Below are 19,618 nucleotides of genomic sequence, written 5' to 3'. Positions count from 1 at the left end.
TCCTTTCGCCTCATTCGTTTATTCCGATGGTCTTAAGCGCTTCGAGCTGAAGCTTATAAAGCTTGCTGTAGGTGCCTTTTTTTAATAACAGCTCGGTATGGGTTCCGCTTTCTGTCATTTTGCCGTTTTCAATTACAATCAGGTTGTCGGCGTCACGCAGAGTGGACAGTCTGTGAGCGATGATGATGGTCGTCTTTCCCTTGGTGATTTCGGATAAAGCCGCTTGTATCATACGTTCGGTCTGCGTATCCATTGCGGCAGTCGCTTCGTCAAGAATAAGGACCGTCGGATTTTTCAGGATGGCGCGGGCAATACTGACTCTCTGGCGTTCTCCGCCGGAAAGACCTTTATAGTCCATCCCGACCATTGTGTCATACCCGTCCGGATATTTTATTATGAATCCGTGCGCTCCGGCAGCCTTAGAGGCGGCTATTACCTCGTCATATGTCGCGTCCGGACGCGCGTAGCGTATATTGTCGAGGATTGTGCCTCTGAAGAGATATGTTTCCTGGCTTACTATGGCAATGCTGTCATGAAGCTCTTTGAATGACAGATTCTTTATATTGACGCCGTCGATTAATATCTCTCCTTCGGAAGCGTCATAAAGCCGAGTCAAGAGATTTGCCAGAGTGGATTTTCCCGCGCCCGTATGCCCTACAATTCCGAGTGTTTTTCCGGGTTCTACGGTAAAAGAGACATTGTCAATTGTTTTTTTATTTTTTATATATGAAAATCCTACGTTTTTAAATTCAATCCTGCCTTTAACTCCGCCGTCGATGGCCGCCGGAGAAGCGGATTCTTCGACATCGGCTTTTGCTTCGAGTATTTCAAACAGGCGCTGTATTGCGTTGATACAGCGGGCCCACCAGCCTGACACCTCGGAAAGAAAGCCGAGAGGACCGTAGATTATGTTCATATACGAAAGAAATAGCATAAAGGTACCATAGGAGATGCCTTCGACGCCGGCTGTTATCGAATATCTGATCACATACCATCCGCCGAATATAAATATAAGATACGAGCCGAGATTCATCAGAAAGTAAAGCAAAGGGAACACAGTGTATTCTATTTTCGAGATGTGGACGTTAGAGTCGGAATAATCACGGCTTTTTTTATCAAAACGCTTTATTTCAACCGATTCGCGGGAAAAAGCCTTCACTATTCTCATACCGGAAAGAACATCCGCCACTATCGAATTAAATGCGCGGTATTTTGAGTAATTTCTTGCGTAAAGCTTTTCAAACAGCATTAAAATAATACGGTAAAGAGCGATAAAAATAGGAATGGGAAGCAGCGTCATCAGCGTCAGCTTTAAATTAATCGCGCATAAAAGCACAATTATTCCTATCAGCTTTATAATGTTTGAACACAAATATGGGAATCCATCGCAGAAAAACCAATACAGAGTATTCGCGTCGCCGTTTACCTGAGTCATGAGTCCGCCTGTCTGACGACCTGTAAAAAACGCAAGCGAAAGACGTCCGAAGCAGGCGAATATGGTTTTTTTCAGGTCGTATGTGACAGATGCGGTAATACGCGCGTTAATTATCCCGTTTATCATCTGAAATACGCTTGATAATAAGCTTGTGCCTATCATTATAATCAGGACAAGCCCTATCTGGCCATACATGCTGCCTTCGGTACTGAGTACCTCATCGTAAAATATCTTTCCTCCGATATACGGGGATAAAAGCTCCATTCCGGTAGTTATTATGATCGTTAAGAATACAAGCAGTAGTTGTTTTCTGTAACGCGAGAAAAACGGCAGGAGCTTTTTTACAAGCTTGCCCTTGTCCATGCATTTCGGGCATATTTTCTTATCGGGATCAGGATAACGGTTGCCGCATTTCGGACAGAACTGATCGCGGTTTTTTTCAGCCAGTTCGTCCGGAAAAGAGCCTTCCTCCCTGACTTTATCCGCACAGGCGATAAAGGTCAATATTTCATCTTTTTTTATGTTTGTAAAATATAGTATTGAAATGCGGTCGGAAGGCTTTTCCGGCTCGGTGGGTTTATCTGCGGAGGCGGACTTCTCCTGTTCGGCGGGTTTGTCGGGAACGGGAGGAATTGTGTCCGGGTCCTTTTTAACGGATTCTGCAGACTTGGATTTAATCTTTTCCTCTCTGGCTTTCCTTGACGCTTCGCGTTCTTCAGGGGTGGCGGCGCGCGCGGAAAGACGCCCGGATGAGATATATTCCGTAATTTTCAGATCGCGGAGCTCATCGAGAGGATAATATTCAAAACCGTACTCGTACAGAATAGGTTTGATTCGTTTTAAGGTAAAAAAAGGCGCGGCATCGTTTCTGGCGATTCCTTCGGAAACCGCGAGTGTTGCTATTGCGTCATTTGTCAGAACGGCATAACAATCACAATAGGAGGCGTCCCGCGACATATCGGAACGGACGCACAACAATATATCGCTTTCCGAAATGCCCTTTTCGGATAACGATGCAATAACCTCGTTAGGTATTTTTTCGTAAGCTTTCAAAATTCACCTTATGCCTTTCTTTAAAAAAGCGGTCGCAATGGTTTTAACTGTAAATCAATAATACATAAAATGTAAAATATTCTGCCGGTCGACAGGAATGCTCCGGGTTATCTGAATAAAGGAATGACGATATGCAAGAAACAGCCTCGATAAATATACCATATATTGAAAATAATGTCAATGTTTGTAACAATACTGTAATATAAATTAACTTTTAGATATTAAGCGACTTTTTATACTATAATTTTGCATTTGCTGTTCTACTTTAATTGTAAATATAATGTAAAAATTTATTCCAAGCTTATTAAAAATTATGTTGAAATATCGTATGAAATGTGTTATAATATATAATATAGGGAAAAATTGCGAATTGTTGCCAAACAACAATTCCTGTAATTTATTTACATATAGTTATAATTATAAATTGATTACTTTGGTATTATCAAAGCTTTAGTTTATTAATGAGCAATAGAATAATCACGCTTAATAAGACAATTGTGCATCGCACGGCAAATCTAAGAATCACAGTTATTTATTTGATGTTTATTAACATTATAATACAATAACCGTTTTAAGAGAAAAACACTGGTAAATGGATTTCCTATAAAACGATGATTATACTCGCTTTAATAATTTGAGCCATGGACGCTCTGAACCGCATTGCTTGCAAGAGAAAATAAACATTGATATATCTATATTTCCGGATGATTGTGATTACTGCCATGATAACATGCCTTGGATGCCTCGCGTTTCCGCTTTTTCTGTTTTATGATTACAACCAGATCACAAAGAACAGAAAACTGCCACGTTCGTTCTTTTTAATCGGGTGTATACTCATCACCGCTGCGTCTGCGGCGCTCGTTTTCGGTAAAGATCCGTTGTATTACGGACTTATTCCCGCTGCTGCGGCGATCTTCGGGATTCTTGCGATGCTTTCACTCGCGCTTTTGATATTCACGCTTTTTTTTGCTTTCGATTTTGGGGGAGCATATGTCGGCGGATCAAAGAACGCGTTATGCAGAACCGGTGTATATGGCGCGTGCCGCCATCCCGGGGTGGTTCTGCTTTTTGCCTTTTACGTTTTCACGTCAGCTTCTCTTTCAAAGCCTTCGCTTTTGATTGCCGGCGCGGCTTTTACGGCTCTGAATACAATTTATGTTTTTGTTCAGGACAGATGTTTTTTTCCAAAGCTGTATGAGGATTACGGTTCATATCGTGTCGAGGTTCCTTTTATCATACCGAACAAAGCTTCACTCGGCAAGTGCATACAGTTTTATAAAGACAATCAATTTAAGCGGAGAGGGGGAAAACCGCGATGAATTACGGTCAGCGTGTTCAAAAAAATCAAAAAAATGAGATATGGTACGAATATTGCAATTTTTTGGGTCTTTCTATCGATGAATACATGCGTATCCAATACAGGCTGTTTGAAGAACAGATTTCCGCATGGTTGAAAAGCGGAATAGCGAAGGAGATAATTCCCGGTTCTTTTACGCAAAATATGACCGTTGATGAATTCCGGAAAAAATGTCCGCTGACCGATTATTATAATTATGCGGATATTCTCCTCGCGAAGCGTTCGGATATGCTCCCGGCCGAGCCGGTGATTTGGCTGCAAACCACATGGGAAGGCGGAAAGCACCAGATAAAGCTTGCTCCGTACACGGCTGCAATGCTTGAAGTTTTTAAAAACAACCTGATGAGCGTTTCGACGATTTCCTCGGCGGATTCAAATAAGCGCACACGCCTGAAAAACGGAGACCGGGTGCTGTTCGGTCTCGCCCCGCTGCCGTATGTGACGGGACTGTTCCCTCATGTATTTAAAGAAGAGATAGAGTTTAATTTTTTACCGCCGGTTTCAGAGGCGTTGAAAATGTCATTTGGCGAACGAAACAGACTCGGCTTTAAGATGGGCATGCAAAAGGGCATAGACGTTTTTTTCGGAATGTCCAGCGTTATTCATTACGTAACCGTTAATTTTTCATCCATGTTGAAAAGCGGTTCGACAGGAAGCGGATTGCTGAAAAAAATAACTAAAATGTCTCCGAAGATGCTGTTCCGATTTATACACGCGAAATATATTTCGCAGAAGGAATCTCGTGACATTAAGCCCAGAGATCTGTTCAGCCTTAAATCACTGGTGTGCGCCGGTACGGACACCGCTTCATACAAGAGCTTCCTTGCTGATGAATGGGGCGTGAAGCCACTTGAAATTTTCGCCGGAACCGAGCCGTCCATAATCGGAACGGAAACGCCCGCGAGAAACGGAATGGTTTTTTTCCCTGACACCTGCTTTTACGAGTTTATACCGGAAGCCGAGGTATATAAAAACATCGACGACAAATCGTATGAACCGCGCACGGTTTTATTAAACGAGCTTTGTGAGGGCGGTATATATGAGCTTGTTATTTCCGTTCTCAAGGGCGGAGCTTTTATGAGATACAGAGTGGGCGACATGTTCCGCTGCGTCGGAAGCTCGGGCGATCCGGATACATCTCTGCCGAGGCTCGTATACATTGACAGAGTTCCCGACGTAATCGATATCGCGGGATTCACTCGGATAACCGAGGCATCAATATCTGATGTCATAAGACTGTCAGGCGTCGCCGTTTCTGATTGGACAGCTAAAAAAGAGTATGATTCACAAAAACGTCCATTTATGCATTTGTATGCGGAAATTGACGAATCACGCCTTGCGGCTATTGCGGTTTCAGCCGGATTATTAAAAGAACACCTCGAAACATATTTTAAATACTTCGATACCGATTACCACGATCTCAAAAAGATGCTCGGCATCGAACCGCTTCAGATTACAATTATCAAATGCGGCACATTTGAAAAATATACCGAATACCGCAGAAAGCCGATCCGCCGCATCAATCCGGCTTCACTGGATATATCGGATCTGCTCGAATTTGAAAAGCTGGGATCAAATGATACAGGAAGAAAAGGAGGAGGCTAATGAACGATACCATACCGTATGTATGGATACCCATTATTGCGGTATCCATGTATATGTTCTTGCTGATAGCATTGCTTTCCGCAAAAAAGAACAAGCTGATCAGATCATTTGTCCTTCTGCTCGTATGCTTTGCGTTATGGATAGGCGGATCTATGTTTATGCGCCTTTTTGTGGCTCCTGGATATAGATTCTGGTATGAGGTATCGCTGCTGGCGCTGTTTGCCGCTCCGTTTCTTGTTTTCAACTTTATGTATAATTTTGTCGAATCAAAAGACAGGTTCATGTGGTTTACTTTATGCTCTGGCACAATACTGATGCTGGTGTTTACTCATTTTGAATTTTTCCTCGATGTTCCCATACTTGTTGAAAAAGACGGCAATAAAATTTTTGAATACACTATGACGTGGCGTATCGCGGTACCGACTCTTTTGATCATATTCATTTTATTTTGCGGTGTGATGACTGTCATAAACGGAATAAAGAAAAATGACATTACGATTTCAAGTCTCATACCTATAATATGGGGGCTTCCGCTTCTTGTCGTCGGCAATCTGCTTTCGATAATCAAAAATAATTATTTCCCTTGGGACACCCTTTCCGGCGCGGCTTTTGCTCTCTGTATGTTCTATTCGCTTTACCGCAAACGCCTTTTTAGAATGACTCTGCTCGTTTCGCGCGGTGTGGTTTTACTTATGGCCATGGTGCTCGGCTCCGCTCTATCCGCATATTTGATTCGTCCGATGGAAAAGTTTGTTTCAGACTATCTTCCGATGTTTGAAAACAACAAGACATTGGTGATTTCGATTGTCTTTGCCGTAATTATAATGGTGACATATTTCGGGCTACATCGTATATTAAACAATCTATTCCTGCGCGACGAACAGGTTCAGTCTCAACAGCTGAGAGATTTCTCACTGCTTGTTTCCCGAAGCTTGAATCTTTCCGAAATATCCGAGCTTATGGTCGGTGTAATTATCAACGGAATAAACGTCAGAAAGGTTTATGTGTGCCTGGAAACAGCTGATCGCGCTTCTTTCGCCACAACATGCTCAACCACTCCGCTCGATATAAAAAGCTTTATGCTTTCTGTGGATAACCCATGTGTGGGATGGCTCAGAGACCATGACAAAGCATTGATCCTGCATGACTTTAAACGATCTTCGGTTTATAAATCAATGTGGGACAGCGAGAAAAAGCTGCTTTCCGATCTCGGGATTGCCGCCATGCTGTCATTAAAAAAAGACAACGAGCTAATCGGTATTATAATGATAAGCTCAAAGACAAAAGGAACAGATTACACATATGACGATATATCTTTCCTGGAATCCGTATCGTCCATTGCTTCTGTCGCGATAAAAAATGCAAAGCTATATGAGCAGGCATTGAAGGACGCGTGCACGGATTATCTCACCGGGCTGCTTAATCGCCGCTGTTTTATGGAAAAGCTGAACGAAAAATATGAGGAATGCAAGAACTCGTTGCTTTCGCTCATTTTTCTGAATCTTGACGATTTTAAGCTGTATAATCAGCTTTACGGCTCTCATGAAGGCGACCTTGCGCTTGTCCGCGTTGCGGAAATCATATCTTCGACAGTCGGAGCTTCGGGAATTTCCGGTCGTTACGGCGGGAAAGAATTTGCGGTATGTCTTCCCAACGCGGATACTCACAGAGCTTATTCGATTGCCGAACAGATACGCGCACAGATTTCCGCCACCGATTCCGCCGACGGCTCCGCCAGACTTAAAACACTTACTTTCAGCTGCGGCATTTGTACAATTCCTTTCAGCGCTTCGAATGTAGACGAGCTTATACAATACACCGATATGGCTGTTTACAATGCCAAGCGCACGGGCAAGGATAAGACCGTCGTGTATTCAAGACAGGAGCTCACATTATCCGATGTTAAAGGAAAAGAGAACAGACTCGTCACTGGTAATTACGATGACTTCGCACCGACGATATACGCTTTGACGGCCGCGATAGACGCAAAGGATCATTATACGTTCAATCACAGCCAGAATGTCGCCTATTACGCAACCGCGCTTGCCCGCGCGATAAACCTCGATCCCGAACATATTCAATTGATAAACGAAGCCGCGCTTCTTCATGACATCGGTAAAATCGCAATACCGGAGCATATTCTCAGTAAGCCGGGAATGCTGAACAATGAAGAATATGAAATAATGAAAACACACGTTGAGCATTCAATAGCGATTGTTCGTCATCTTCCAAGCCTCGATTATGTGATACCTGTTGTTATCGGTCACCATGAGCGTTGGGACGGAACCGGTTATCCAAGGAAGCTGAAGGGCAAGGAAATACCTGTCGGAGCAAGATGTCTTGCCATTGCGGACGCGTTTGACGCGATGACATCCATCCGATCCTATAAAAAAGAATACACACTGGAATATGCTTCACAGCAGATATGCGCCGGCGCGGGAAAGCAGTTCGATCCTGAGCTTGCAATGGAATTTGTTAAGCTGTTGGACGATGGAGTTATAAAAATACAGAAAGCCCGTCATTCTGTAAGCGCCTGACCGTTCATTCCACGCACGGTTATTATTCATTTTCATTACATACAATTGCATTCGAAATTGCGTTTACGCTCGTAATTGTGAGAAAAGTCCATATACCAAAGCCATTTTTATAAATTGCGATTTTTGATTACAGTGTTTGAAAATCAATAGAATAGTTACAAAGCTAAAGCCGGAGGGAAATTAAACCTTCGGTTTTTTGTATGTCGGAATTTATATGGGTTTTCGTGGTTGAAAAATCGGTCGCGATATATACCGCTAAGCGAGAACTGATATTATCAAATAAGCTTTAAAAATAAATATAAAACGGTATTGACAAACATCGTGTGCTTGTGTATAATAAAAAAGCACACGATAATGCGTATCGCCTATGAAAGGATGCTGTATGACACAGTTATCAGAAAGACTTAAAGAAAAAAGAATCGAGGCTGGACTGAGCCAGACGGAGCTCGCAAATTGCGCGGGGGTTCATCTTCGTTCAGTTCAAAATTATGAATCCGGAAAGAGATATCCTAACAGCCTTGATATTGTCCTCAGGCTTGCCTCTGCATTGAACACGACGACTGAATATTTGCTTGGAGAAGAAGGCGGATATATAGTGGAGGCCGGAGAAAAAGGAGGATATACCGAACAAAAAGAAATAAAAAAGCTCGTATCCGAAGTGGCGGGCTTATTTGCGGGCGGTAAGTTATCCGATGAAGACAGGGATGCGGCGATGCAGGCCTTGAGTGAGGCTTATTGGATAGCCAAAAACGACTGCAGAAAGTATTCACCAAAAAAGAACACTGAAGATAAATGATTCATATGACAATAAAGAAAGGCATAATCAAAATATGGATTATGATGAAATCACCGAAATCGCAAATGAACTTCAAAGAAAATATGAAACGAGAAATCCGTTCGCGATATCCCGTGTTCTGAATATTCACGTTCTGAAAAGAGACAATTTTACTGAACTAAAAGGTATGTACAGAGTCATAAAGAGAAGTCGGTTTATTTTTATTAACTCAAATTTAAATGAAACTTTGCAAAAAATCGTATGCGCGCATGAGCTGGGACATGATATGCTGCACCGCGATCTTGCGTCAAAGGATACGCTCCATGAATATGATCTGTACAGAATAGAAAATAAAACGGAGCTTGAGGCAAATGTTTTTGCTTCAGAGCTGCTTATTGATACAGATGAGTTGCTTGAGCTGATTAAAACAGGACTGAGCGCGGAACAGCTTTCACGCGCAATGTACACGGATATAAATTTATTGGCGATTAAAGTAAGAACATTGATCATACAAGGATATAAATTCAGGCCGCTCGAATTCAAATCTGGCTTTCTGGCCTGAGAACAATTATTAACTCGGCAATTAAATAGTTACCGCTTAAAGTGAGAAAAGGCTTTGGTATATGGACTTTTCTCTCTTATATAAACTTCTATAATTGCCGTTTTTATAGACACCGAACGAAGTGATGTAATAACATGAATATAGATGAAATCATATCAAGCCTGAATGAACAGCAAAAACAAGCGGTTATTCAAACCGAAGGATATGTCCGTGTCATTGCCGGCGCAGGCAGCGGCAAAACACGTGCTCTGACAGCTAGATACGCTTATATTGTAGAGGAGCTGGGAGTTTCTCCTGCCGGCATTCTTTGCATAACCTTCACAAACAAGGCTGCACGCGAAATGAAAGTCAGGCTGCGCCGGCTGCTTGGCGACGGCATAGATACTTCGTTCGTGTCTACGCTTCATTCTTTCTGCACCCGTGTTTTACGTGAGGACATCGGGCGATTATTTTATCCTGAAAGCTTTGTTGTTTTGGATAATACCGATCAAAAAAGTATTTTAGAAGAAGTGTATGAAGAACTCGGTATAAAAATGGATACCGCTACCTTTGAATTTATGATCGACCAAATTCGATACGAAAAGAATCTGGGCGATTACATGAATTACATGGCTGTCCCGGGTAATGAAATTGGCATGGTGGAACCAAAGGATTTGCGTCAAAAAGTTATATTTCGTTACATGGAAAAGCAGAAAAAGTATTTTGGGCTGGACTTCTTCGATCTTATCAATTTTACGATATATTTATTCAAGAAGCATGAGGATATCCTGCAAAAATGGCAGAAGCGGCTGCATTATGTGATGGTAGACGAATTTCAGGATATTACCATGAAGGAATTCAAGCTTATCCGCACATTGACAGACCTTCATCAGAATTTCTTTGTTGTGGGCGATCCCGATCAGAATATTTACGAATGGCGCGGCTCACGTATGGAAGTTTTATTGGAATTTGAAGATAATATCCGTAAATATTTTTCCGGAGAAGCACCGTCATATTTCGCGGATCACGAAATCGGGGCGCTAAAGGCTGATTTTAAAACAATATTCCTCAATCAGAATTATCGATCGACACCAGAAATTTTGGAAGCTTCAAATGACCTTATTGCCAAAAACCAGAACCGTATTGAAAAGGAATTACATACGCAGAATGAAAGCGGTGCGGCGGTCGAGCATTATCATGGTAAAAACGATACCGATGAGATCGGTTATATCGCAGGTAAAATTAAAGATCATGTAAAAAAAGGCGGTAAATACTCCGATATTGCGGTTCTATATCGTTCCGCCTATGTTTCGCGGTTTATTGAACAAGGATTTTTAAAACAAAATATCCCGTATGTGGTATTCGGCGGTGTAGGATTTTATGAGCGAAGGGAGATAAAAGATGTGCTGTCGTATCTCCGGCTTGTGGAATACAGCGATGATCTGTCTTTCAAACGCGTGGTGAACGTACCCCGCCGTAAGATGGGTAAAAACAAGCTTGCATTTATAAAATCGCAAGCTGATGCGGATAATGTAACCATGTATGATATTTTACAAAAGTATATTGACAATTCGGTATTTAAAGGCTCAGGCGCGAAGGAATTTATACATATTATCGAGAATATGAAAGAATATGCCAAAACCGCGCAAGTATCCGAATTGCTACAAAAATTGTTATTTGAAACCGGATATGAACAATACATCCGTGAAAGCGGTGAAATGGACAGGCTTGATAATGTATCCGAACTAATGCGTTCCATTGTCGCGTTGGAAGCCGATTATGGTGAACCGCTGACTCTTTCGGCATTTTTGTAGGATGTGTCACTTCAACGGGATATCGAGGAAGATGATAAAAAAGATAGTGTTAAAATCATGACATCGCATATTTCAAAAGGGTTGGAATTTCATACTGTCATTATCTCCGGACTTTCAGAAAAGATCTTTCCATCCGCCCGTTCCCTTGAAGAGAGGAGGGAGGAAGCTCTGGAAGAAGAACGACGGCTTTGTTATGTCGCCATGACCCGTGCGAAAAAGCAGCTTTACATGACCGAAAGCGAAGGCTTCGGTTTCCGTGGCTATATGAAAACGCCATCCCGATTCCTGTTTGATATCAATGATGAACATATCACCAGGATTGGTCATATCAGTGAGGATATTATGGAAGAGCATGCCTTACAGACTGTAATGCATAAGCCGTCCGCAATGAAAATATTACCTGTTGGCACGAATGTAAAGCACAAAGCTTTTGGCGAGGGTGTCATTGAAGAAATCGACGAGCTTACAAAGACATATATGATCCGGTTTTTAATAGGAATTAAGCCTATAAGGTTTGATTATAATGGATTATCGCAAGTTTTTTAATATTCTGCAATATATTGATTGAATATTATACAATCAAATATTAATAAAAAAATATAGGAGGCAGATCAAAATGGCGGAAATTATCAAGTGTTACACACAAAAAATCCCGGCGACGCGTTTTATAGGAAAAAAATACGGTGATTCTGACCGTGTTAACGGCGGATTCGGCAATAAGTGGGGTGAATGGTTTCAAAACGGCTGGTTTGAAAGTATTGAAAGCGCATGCAAAACGAAGACCTGTGAAACATTTAAGGACAGCGGCGCCTATATAGGTCTGATGAGGCATAAAGACGGCGAGCCGTTTCAATATTGGATAGGTATTTTTACGCCTGAAGGAACTGAAGTCCCGGAAGGCTTTGAATACCGCGACTTTCCCGCGTCGATACTTGGCGTTTGCTGGGTTTACGGAGACGAGACAAAGGGCGAGGTCTATATGCAGGAAGGCAGATGTTCGGGAAAACTCATGGAAAACGGTCATGCCATTCAAAGCGACAATGGAGCTTATTGGTTTTTTGAGCGTTATACCTGCCCGCGTTTTACAACCCCGGATGACAAAGGGAACGTAATTCTCGATATCTGTTTTTACATAGAATGAAAAAGGAGGACAATCAAATGGCTGAACCGAAAAAAGTACGCGTATGTAAAAAATGCTCCGGCTTCGACGTGACCGAGCTCAAGGGAAAGGTAAAAACGAAGGACTACACTACCGGATGCATTGGTAAATGTGCAAGCAAATGCCCCGAGCTCGAAGGCAAGGTATTCGGATTTCTTAACGGCGTATTCACAGTATGCGAAACAAAAGATGAGTTTTTCGCAAAAATTTCTGAAATTGTGTAAGTTTACAAAAACCATATAAATTATGGTTTAAGCAGGGTTTCGAAAATAAATCCCATAAAGCTTCTATAATTATAGAAAAGAGCTTTTTAAAATCCGGAGAACATTTTCGCAGGATGTTCTCCGGATGGGATTTATCGCGTACCTGACTTATGAGTATCGCAATGCTCATTCATAGTTTATGACGCGTGAACTGTCAACTGGATGTTTTCATCCAAACCAGTAAAAAAGCAATAATAAAGGAGAGTATATATGGAATCTGTAAGAATATGCCGAATTCCGGACTGCAGGATGGTTTCTTCAGGCATTGGGGAGTTTGGAAGTGAAAACTTTATTTTATTTGAATGAACAGACAGATAATAATGTTTTCCCATGTGATTACCTGTTCTGGGATGGTATATGGGGAGAATCCGGCGGTTTTCACTGGCTTTATATATACAGAGAAGATACGAAGGTTCCGGATGGCTTAAAGGTTATCAATTTTAAAGGTGGTCTTTATGCGATTGTTACAGGAATCGACGGACAATCCAGTTATGAAGAAATGGCAGCAGTGGAGGCTTTCATTTCCGCTCACGGTTTCGAACGTGATCCTTCACGTCCTGATATGGGCAACGTCATAACGCCAAAGGATGCGCAAAAAGTGTTGGGTTATAATCAAATGAATTATTTTACTGCTATAAAGCAAAAGGAGGGAAAATGAATTACACATCGAATCATATAATATCGGAACGCGGTGTCCGAAAAAAACATAAAAACCCGATGTGTCCGCATGATATGGCATTCCCTGCTATGATAAGCGCTTTGAAAACCTTTATGGGGCTGCCTCCGCGTATTGGAAAGCTACAGGCTCATGGCCGTACATGGGAGAACGATCTGGATTATTTTTTTCAAATGGGAGTATCGGGAGAAGGCTTCGGGTTATTATTTGATCTACCTCACGGAATATTAAAAGCAGGACTGTGGAACGGCGAGCCTCTTAAAGATTGCTTTAATGCGGAGGGTATAAAATACCGTCTGGTGATGAATACAGTAAAAACAGAAGAACTTGTTGAGCATATCAACAATGATTTACCGATGATATTTCTGTACAACGATAATAAATATTTGCTTGTTATGGGATATGAAGAAAATGGGCAAAAAGTCAGAGCTTATCCTTTTTCAAAAGGAAACTCATGCAAGGCGTTTGATATGATGAAAAACAGCCGTATTTATGATAATTGGACTGATGATCTGTTTGCTGTGGTTTTTATTGACGGATTGGAGGAACCAAGATCTCGTCGGGAAATTGTTATTAGAGCACTTGAACGCGGATATCAGATGCTTATTTCAAATGGTAAAAATACATACGATTACGGCTTCGGTGAATATATGTGGGACACATGGATTTCCCGTATTGAAAATGATGATAACTATCGCAGGAAAAAGGACAAAATGCGTTATATAAATCCCGAAAAATTTGATCTTGCTGAAAGAAGATGCTACACCGCAGCCTTTTTTACCGAATGTGAAGAATATTTGAGTAAAAACTCTTTACAGGAAGCGGTATCGGCTTTTAGCCAGATTCATGATAAAATGTGGGAAGTACATTTTCTTGTCACGGGAGATAATGACAGTAAATTACTAGATCATGAAACAAGAATGAAGATTGTATCTATACTTGAGTATTGTAGAAAACTGGATTTAAAAGCAGCGGAGAATATAGGACATGTTATAGGAAAGCTATAATTATTTACACAAAATAATGTTTTGATGATCAGAATAACCTTTTTAAGTCATAATCAGTGCAGAAACAAGTGATTCCGTATTTTAAGTAGATTTTCGGAGCTTCATATAATTTAATTATTATATAAGCCAGACAGGAAACAAACAGACATTATGAAAAAAATAAACGAGAACATAATAAAATATCCCGTGGATGCGCAAAGCGACGGCTTCATCTGTGCGTTTGTATCAGCGATTCTTGCGGCACAAAAAGCAGATAACAACACAATTGCAAGCGGTAACACTCCAATTTATTGCAGTAGAAATCATTCCGTATGCGATAATTGCGGCGGATGCGGAAATAAATCGATGGAAAATCGGCTTCATATCAGCCGGTATCATTATTATTTAGCAGTTACCGGTGTCGGCCTTTTATGGAGCTTCGATCAAATAAGCACGACAGGCACTCTCGATTTCGCGATGAAATCCGCCGGATATAATTATGAAATTATTGATCGGGCAGAGCGTAAAACCGAATTATTTAAACGCATCTCATATTCGGTTGACTGCGGCATGCCTGTTCTGATGAAGCATGGCATAGGTGAGGACTGGCATGTTGTAACCGGATATGATACAGACGGCGATGTTCTGTATGGTATAGATTCTCACGACCATTGGTCAGTAAAGCCTTCTCATACACCGGACGGATATACAGACTCGGGCTTGTTTTATACCGGGAAGTGGTATGATTCTCTTATATGCGCTATTATTATCACAAGTGAGAAACCAAAATTAGATTTACCTGCGCTGATTGAACATATGATATTTATGCTTGAAAATAGCGGTGGTATAAAGCTTGAAAGGGAAATCGTGGACGCGCTTGACGACGGCGGATCAGATAAACATCAGACTGCTGAATGGATAAACTGCCTTGCCGGTTACACAGTGGAAAGCCGCTGGCATACCGCGGAAGCTTTTGCTTCAGATTTATATTGCAAAACGGATGATATCGTTGTAAAAGAACTATTCCTGGAATCCGCGAAACAGTATTTTCTATTTCATGATCTATGCTGGAAGATATGGGAATTGCTTGGCGTGACACCGGAATCAAATTACAGGATCGCGGATGACGCGGGTGAACGTATCTGCGGCGATAAAGTAAAAAGCGAGTTGATATTATTATTTAAAAAGCTGTTTATTATAGACCGGAATGTATTGGAAAGACTGATTGTCTGCAAAGATCAGTTGCGAAATAATAAAACTTATAATGTATTGGAGTGTTAATCACGGAAGCTCATAATTCCAAATATCAAATAAAAGATAAATATACGAAAATTTTATTTAAATAAAATTAAGTATTGAATATCATTTAATAATGTGTTATAATTACCACAATCTAATAATTGGAGGAAATTATGAAAAAAGTTTTATCAATGTTTCTTGCGTTTGCTTTGATCATTAGTTTTTGTGCGATAGCTTCCATCAATGCTTTTGCGGCTGATCAAATTGTATATGTAGACGGAACAGCCGGAACAGACGGAGATGGTACCAAAGCAAAACCATTCAACAATCTTGTCAGCGCATATAATGCGCTATCAAAAACTGGCGGTACCATTACAATAACCGGAGATGTCGCCGGCGATGCAGTCTTTACTGATAAAGTTGCCGAAAAAAACGACGACGGAACAGTAAAAACGGACGAATCAGGAAAAACCATTTACACAGATGAATGGTTGAAAACCACTATCAACCTTCCGCGTCATGATAATACCATAATAGTCACCGGCGACGGCGGGAAAATAACTTTTGCAAATTCCATTCAATTCAATAATTATGACAGCACAATATACAGAAATCTTGAAATTGATTGCGGCGGAATCCGTGTGATGTTCGACGCGTTCCAAGGTAATTTTGTTGCTGAAGACACTGTTACTTTCTCAAATTGCTCCGGTTCCTATATTTACTGCACCGGAACGATGGAAATGTATGCAACCGGCGCGTTTGCGCACTCGTTTGTTTCCTATAATGGCAATAGCGGAGTCGCTCAAGATGTCGAAACAGTATTTGTTGTAGGAAAGAACTTCAATCCTGGCACCATATGGGGCGGATTGGGAAATGTAAGCAATAACTTGACTATAATCGCTAAAGAAGGCGCAACTATTAATAAAATAGCCGGAACCGGACAGGCTTCCGCGTTTACAGGAACATTAACTCTTATAGATCAGGGCGCGACCATTGCCGCCCTTGACGCCAAAGGCACAGTGGTTGAACCTGCTTATTCAGTTGCAATCAATCACGCAGACGCAACCAATTTTAAAGCTACCGATTATGCTTTTAAACCTGTTGAAGTAAATGAAAATGCCACTCTTTTCAATAAAGTAGACAAGGAATATAAGGTTGCCGGCGCGGCAGTAAACTCACCTATCCGCGTTGCCAATCCTTCCGCAGGCTCTAAACTTTTTGCTGTAGTCAACGGAAAAGCGACAGAAATTTCGTATTGGACGACTGTTTCTGACGGCGCTTTTTTCTCTACAGTTGACGGTGCTACAAATTATGTTTTTGCCGATGCTTCCAAGGCTATTGAAAAGCCTGACGACACTTCCACTGAAACACCCAAAACCGGTGATACCGGGCTTGTTATATTTGCGCTTCTCGCTTTTGCATCCTGCGCAGGCATTATTGCCGCTAAAAAATCAAAATAACATATTATTGTAAGAAGAAAATTCCCGCCGATATAAATGGCGGGAATTTTTTATAAATAAATATTGACAAAGTTATTATATTGTGTTATATTATATTTACCTCTTGAAGGTCTTTTTTTATGGCAAATTATATTTGTCGTTTTAGCTTGTATTTATCTTTGCCTTTATTGAGGAAGGTACGAATTGTATTGAAATAAACGGAGGTGCCGAAAATGGCTGCTGAAAACAGAGTCAAAATCACTCTTGTATGCTCGGAGTGCAAACAGAGGAATTATGACACAACAAAGAATAAGAAAAACACACCTGACAGAATCGAAATGAATAAATACTGCCGTTTCTGCCGCAAACACACAATGCATAAGGAATCCAAGTAATCTACCGCGCATTATACGAACCGATTATTATAATATATGAAAGGATAATGATTATGGCAGACGAAAAGATTCCGACAGAAGACACAACCGGAGTTGTTACAAGCGTTTCTGAAAAAAAAGCTGATAAAAAATCTGTTAAAAAAAGTGATGCTCAAGGAAACAAGTTCTCCGCGTTCTGGAAGAAACTAGGCAAAAGGATATCCGGCTTTTTCAGAGATTATAAGAGCGAAATGAAAAAGGTCGTATGGTATCCGAAAAAAGATGTCATTAAAAGTACTGGTGTCGTACTGGTTGCAATAGTTGGAGTTGGACTCGTTGTCGGCCTTCTCGATTTAGGCTTGACCGAGCTTATTCTGTTACTTGGGAAGATTAGCTGATTACAGGAGATAAAAATGCTTCAAGATAACGAAACACCGCATTGGTATGTCGTTCATACTTATTCCGGTTATGAGAATCGAGTGGCGGCAAATCTCGAAAAGATTGTTGAAAACAGAAAATTGTCTCATTTGATCCAATCGGTTAAAATTCCGATCGAGAAGATAGTCGATCCCTCGATAGATAAAGTTGAAGAACGGAAGCTCTTTCCGAGCTATGTTCTCGTGAAGATGATAATGAACGACGAAAGCTGGCACGTTGTGCGGAACACAAGCGGTGTCACCGGTTTCGTCGGTCCAGGATCACAGCCGGTTATGCTTCGCGATGATGAAGTGGAGGCACTCGGAGTTGACACGACTTCAGTCAGCTTGAGTTTCAAAGTCGGAGATTTTGTTCGCGTAATACAGGGACCGCTTGCCGCTCATATCACCAGTGCTGTGGTCGATGAGATATCGCCTGATTTCAAACGAGTTAAAGTCACCGCATCGCTCCATGGGCGCAATACGCCGATAGAGCTTGATACATCATGGGTCGAGAAAATCGACAATTATGATTAACAGATAAGTTTATTGCCGCGAAATTTCGCGTTCAATAAAGCGTATGCGTTTATAAAATATTGAACGTAACGCAAAGTGGGAGGGAGAAATCCCGAAATCAATACCACACGGAGGAAAACAAAATGGCAAAGAAAATTACGGCTTTCGTAAAGCTGCAGCTCCCGGCCGGCAAGGCAATGCCTGGACCACCCGTCGGTCCCGCTCTTGGCCAACATGGCGTGAGCATCCCCAATTTTACAAAAGAATTCAATGAGCGCACTAAGGCTGACATCGGGCTTATAATTCCTGTTGTCATTACAATTTACGCTGACAGAACTTTCTCTTTCATTACCAAAACCCCGCCTGCCGCCGTTCTTATAAAGAAGGCTTGCGGAATCGAAACCGCATCCGCTACTCCTAATAAGACAAAGGTCGCAAAACTCACAAAAGAACAGCTCAAGAAGATCGCCGAGCAGAAAATGCCCGACCTTAACGCCGCGTCTCTTGAAACTGCAATGAGCATGGTCGCCGGTACTGCCCGCAGCATGGGCGTGACCGTCGAAGAATAATTAGGGGAGGAGTAAGAAGATGCAAAGAGGCAAAAAGTATAAAGCAAGCGCAGAATCTTTCGATAAAACAAAGCTTTACGACACGACTGAAGCATTTGATACCGTATGCAAAACGGCAAAGGCTAAATTTGACGAGACAATTGAAGTTCATGTTCGTCTCGGAGTGGATTCACGTCATGCTGATCAACAAGTCAGAGGCGCTGTTGTCCTTCCCAACGGAACAGGTAAAAAGGTTCGTACTCTCGTTTTCGCAAAAGGCGACAAAGCTACCGCCGCGGCGGAAGCAGGAGCTGATTATGTCGGTGCTGAAGATATGGTCGCAAAGATCCAACAGGAAAACTGGTTCGAGTTTGACGTAGTCATCGCTTCTCCGGACATGATGGGCGTTATTGGACGCCTTGGTAAAATTCTCGGTCCGAAGGGACTCATGCCGAACCCTAAGGCCGGAACAGTCACACCGGATGTCGCGAAGGCTGTAAAAGAAGCCAAAGCCGGTAAGATCGAATATCGTCTTGATAAAACAAATATTATTCACTGCCCGATTGGAAAAGCTTCATTCGGCGCTAACAAGCTCTCAGAAAATTTTGATATGCTTTTAGGCGCGATAATCAAAGCGAAGCCTGCGTCATCAAAAGGTCAGTATATAAAAAGTTGCGTCATCGCTTCGACGATGGGTCCTGGCATAAAAATTAATTATGCTAAACTTGGTTGATTGTTGATATCAACTATTGACACGATGGAATAATCGTGTTACAATATTTAAGTTACCTAAGACAGCAGGTAAAAGCGTTCCGCTTTTTTAAACAGCCTGCCGAGGAAGAGCTCATTTAACTATCGGTTAATTGTGTCCCTTTGTCGGTATGG

19 protein-coding genes and 1 other annotated feature (1 of these 20 running past the window's edge) are annotated in these 19,618 nt (G+C 41.6%); of the genes, 18 read left to right on the top strand and 1 reads right to left on the bottom strand.

Annotated elements, in window-relative coordinates:
• Positions 1-10: 10 nt before the first annotated feature.
• Positions 11-2,488 (bottom strand): ATP-binding cassette domain-containing protein, encoded by a 2,478-nt coding sequence (locus tag VB118_09885; protein ID MEA4832907.1) that lies wholly within the window; start codon positions 2,486-2,488, stop codon positions 11-13.
• A gap of 683 nt (positions 2,489-3,171) precedes the next feature.
• Between VB118_09885 and VB118_09880 the strand changes: the two genes are divergently transcribed.
• The 18 genes from VB118_09880 to rplA all read left to right on the top strand — a co-directional run bounded on the left by VB118_09880 (position 3,172) and on the right by rplA (position 19,466).
• On the top strand, positions 3,172-3,807 hold the full coding sequence (locus tag VB118_09880; GenBank protein ID MEA4832906.1) for a hypothetical protein: 636 nt from the start codon (positions 3,172-3,174) through the stop codon (positions 3,805-3,807).
• The gene (locus VB118_09875; GenBank protein ID MEA4832905.1) at positions 3,804-5,450 is read left to right on the top strand and encodes a GH3 auxin-responsive promoter family protein; all 1,647 of its coding nucleotides are present in this window, start codon (positions 3,804-3,806) and stop codon (positions 5,448-5,450) included. The genes VB118_09880 and VB118_09875 overlap by 4 nt, the downstream gene beginning before the upstream one ends.
• Positions 5,450-7,987 (top strand): diguanylate cyclase, encoded by a 2,538-nt coding sequence (locus VB118_09870; GenBank protein ID MEA4832904.1) that lies wholly within the window; start codon positions 5,450-5,452, stop codon positions 7,985-7,987. The genes VB118_09875 and VB118_09870 overlap by 1 nt, the downstream gene beginning before the upstream one ends.
• A 382-nt stretch (positions 7,988-8,369) precedes the next feature.
• A complete protein-coding gene (locus tag VB118_09865; GenBank protein MEA4832903.1) occupies positions 8,370-8,783 on the top strand; it encodes a helix-turn-helix transcriptional regulator in 414 nt (137 codons plus the stop codon).
• A gap of 34 nt (positions 8,784-8,817) precedes the next feature.
• The gene (locus VB118_09860; GenBank protein MEA4832902.1) at positions 8,818-9,324 is read left to right on the top strand and encodes an ImmA/IrrE family metallo-endopeptidase; all 507 of its coding nucleotides are present in this window, start codon (positions 8,818-8,820) and stop codon (positions 9,322-9,324) included.
• Positions 9,325-9,458: 134 nt separating this feature from the next.
• Positions 9,459-11,117, top strand: a complete 1,659-nt coding sequence (locus VB118_09855) for an ATP-dependent helicase (protein ID MEA4832901.1) — start codon at positions 9,459-9,461, stop codon at positions 11,115-11,117.
• A gap of 3 nt (positions 11,118-11,120) precedes the next feature.
• On the top strand, positions 11,121-11,663 hold the full coding sequence (locus VB118_09850; GenBank protein MEA4832900.1) for a 3'-5' exonuclease: 543 nt from the start codon (positions 11,121-11,123) through the stop codon (positions 11,661-11,663).
• Positions 11,664-11,733: 70 nt separating this feature from the next.
• The gene (locus tag VB118_09845) at positions 11,734-12,258 is read left to right on the top strand and encodes a hypothetical protein (GenBank protein ID MEA4832899.1); all 525 of its coding nucleotides are present in this window, start codon (positions 11,734-11,736) and stop codon (positions 12,256-12,258) included.
• A gap of 17 nt (positions 12,259-12,275) precedes the next feature.
• Positions 12,276-12,500: a hypothetical protein gene (locus VB118_09840; protein MEA4832898.1), complete on the top strand. Its 225-nt coding sequence runs from the start codon at positions 12,276-12,278 to the stop codon at positions 12,498-12,500.
• A 319-nt stretch (positions 12,501-12,819) separates the two neighbouring features.
• On the top strand, positions 12,820-13,197 hold the full coding sequence (locus VB118_09835) for an AraC family transcriptional regulator (protein ID MEA4832897.1): 378 nt from the start codon (positions 12,820-12,822) through the stop codon (positions 13,195-13,197).
• A complete protein-coding gene (locus tag VB118_09830) occupies positions 13,194-14,222 on the top strand; it encodes a hypothetical protein (protein ID MEA4832896.1) in 1,029 nt (342 codons plus the stop codon). Before VB118_09835 ends, VB118_09830 begins: the two co-directional genes overlap by 4 nt.
• A gap of 150 nt (positions 14,223-14,372) precedes the next feature.
• Complete coding sequence (locus VB118_09825; GenBank protein MEA4832895.1) at positions 14,373-15,482, top strand: hypothetical protein; 1,110 nt, start codon at positions 14,373-14,375, stop codon at positions 15,480-15,482.
• A gap of 131 nt (positions 15,483-15,613) precedes the next feature.
• The gene (locus tag VB118_09820; GenBank protein MEA4832894.1) at positions 15,614-16,900 is read left to right on the top strand and encodes a hypothetical protein; all 1,287 of its coding nucleotides are present in this window, start codon (positions 15,614-15,616) and stop codon (positions 16,898-16,900) included.
• 212 nt (positions 16,901-17,112) lie between these two features.
• Positions 17,113-17,274, top strand: a complete 162-nt coding sequence (rpmG, locus tag VB118_09815; GenBank protein ID MEA4832893.1) for a 50S ribosomal protein L33 — start codon at positions 17,113-17,115, stop codon at positions 17,272-17,274.
• A gap of 53 nt (positions 17,275-17,327) precedes the next feature.
• Positions 17,328-17,651, top strand: a complete 324-nt coding sequence (secE, locus tag VB118_09810) for a preprotein translocase subunit SecE (protein MEA4832892.1) — start codon at positions 17,328-17,330, stop codon at positions 17,649-17,651.
• A 15-nt stretch (positions 17,652-17,666) separates the two neighbouring features.
• Positions 17,667-18,206, top strand: a complete 540-nt coding sequence (gene nusG / locus VB118_09805) for a transcription termination/antitermination protein NusG (GenBank protein MEA4832891.1) — start codon at positions 17,667-17,669, stop codon at positions 18,204-18,206.
• Between the two features lie 122 nt (positions 18,207-18,328).
• Positions 18,329-18,754, top strand: a complete 426-nt coding sequence (gene rplK / locus VB118_09800) for a 50S ribosomal protein L11 (protein ID MEA4832890.1) — start codon at positions 18,329-18,331, stop codon at positions 18,752-18,754.
• A 19-nt stretch (positions 18,755-18,773) separates the two neighbouring features.
• A complete protein-coding gene (gene rplA / locus VB118_09795) occupies positions 18,774-19,466 on the top strand; it encodes a 50S ribosomal protein L1 (GenBank protein MEA4832889.1) in 693 nt (230 codons plus the stop codon).
• Positions 19,467-19,503: 37 nt separating this feature from the next.
• Positions 19,504-19,618, top strand: a sequence feature (ribosomal protein L10 leader region) (it continues 24 nt past the right edge of the window).

The organism is Oscillospiraceae bacterium, assembly GCA_034925865.1.
Taxonomy (GTDB): domain Bacteria; phylum Bacillota; class Clostridia; order Oscillospirales; family SIG627; genus SIG704.
Note: the sequence above shows the minus strand (reverse complement) of the source record. Positions and strands in the feature narration are given on the sequence as shown.

What these genes read in the sequence shown, in the direction of transcription:
- VB118_09840 (MEA4832898.1), top strand. Translation starts at nt 12,276, where the DNA reads ATGGCTGAACCGAAAAAAGTACGCGTATGTAAAAAATGCTCCGGCTTC.
- nusG (MEA4832891.1), top strand. Translation starts at nt 17,667, where the DNA reads ATGCTTCAAGATAACGAAACACCGCATTGGTATGTCGTTCATACTTAT.
- VB118_09875 (MEA4832905.1), top strand. Translation starts at nt 3,804, where the DNA reads ATGAATTACGGTCAGCGTGTTCAAAAAAATCAAAAAAATGAGATATGG.
- VB118_09845 (MEA4832899.1), top strand. Translation starts at nt 11,734, where the DNA reads ATGGCGGAAATTATCAAGTGTTACACACAAAAAATCCCGGCGACGCGT.
- VB118_09865 (MEA4832903.1), top strand. Translation starts at nt 8,370, where the DNA reads ATGACACAGTTATCAGAAAGACTTAAAGAAAAAAGAATCGAGGCTGGA.
- rplK (MEA4832890.1), top strand. Translation starts at nt 18,329, where the DNA reads ATGGCAAAGAAAATTACGGCTTTCGTAAAGCTGCAGCTCCCGGCCGGC.
- VB118_09830 (MEA4832896.1), top strand. Translation starts at nt 13,194, where the DNA reads ATGAATTACACATCGAATCATATAATATCGGAACGCGGTGTCCGAAAA.
- rplA (MEA4832889.1), top strand. Translation starts at nt 18,774, where the DNA reads ATGCAAAGAGGCAAAAAGTATAAAGCAAGCGCAGAATCTTTCGATAAA.
- VB118_09860 (MEA4832902.1), top strand. Translation starts at nt 8,818, where the DNA reads ATGGATTATGATGAAATCACCGAAATCGCAAATGAACTTCAAAGAAAA.
- VB118_09855 (MEA4832901.1), top strand. Translation starts at nt 9,459, where the DNA reads ATGAATATAGATGAAATCATATCAAGCCTGAATGAACAGCAAAAACAA.
- secE (MEA4832892.1), top strand. Translation starts at nt 17,328, where the DNA reads ATGGCAGACGAAAAGATTCCGACAGAAGACACAACCGGAGTTGTTACA.
- VB118_09820 (MEA4832894.1), top strand. Translation starts at nt 15,614, where the DNA reads ATGAAAAAAGTTTTATCAATGTTTCTTGCGTTTGCTTTGATCATTAGT.
- rpmG (MEA4832893.1), top strand. Translation starts at nt 17,113, where the DNA reads ATGGCTGCTGAAAACAGAGTCAAAATCACTCTTGTATGCTCGGAGTGC.
- VB118_09825 (MEA4832895.1), top strand. Translation starts at nt 14,373, where the DNA reads ATGAAAAAAATAAACGAGAACATAATAAAATATCCCGTGGATGCGCAA.
- VB118_09870 (MEA4832904.1), top strand. Translation starts at nt 5,450, where the DNA reads ATGAACGATACCATACCGTATGTATGGATACCCATTATTGCGGTATCC.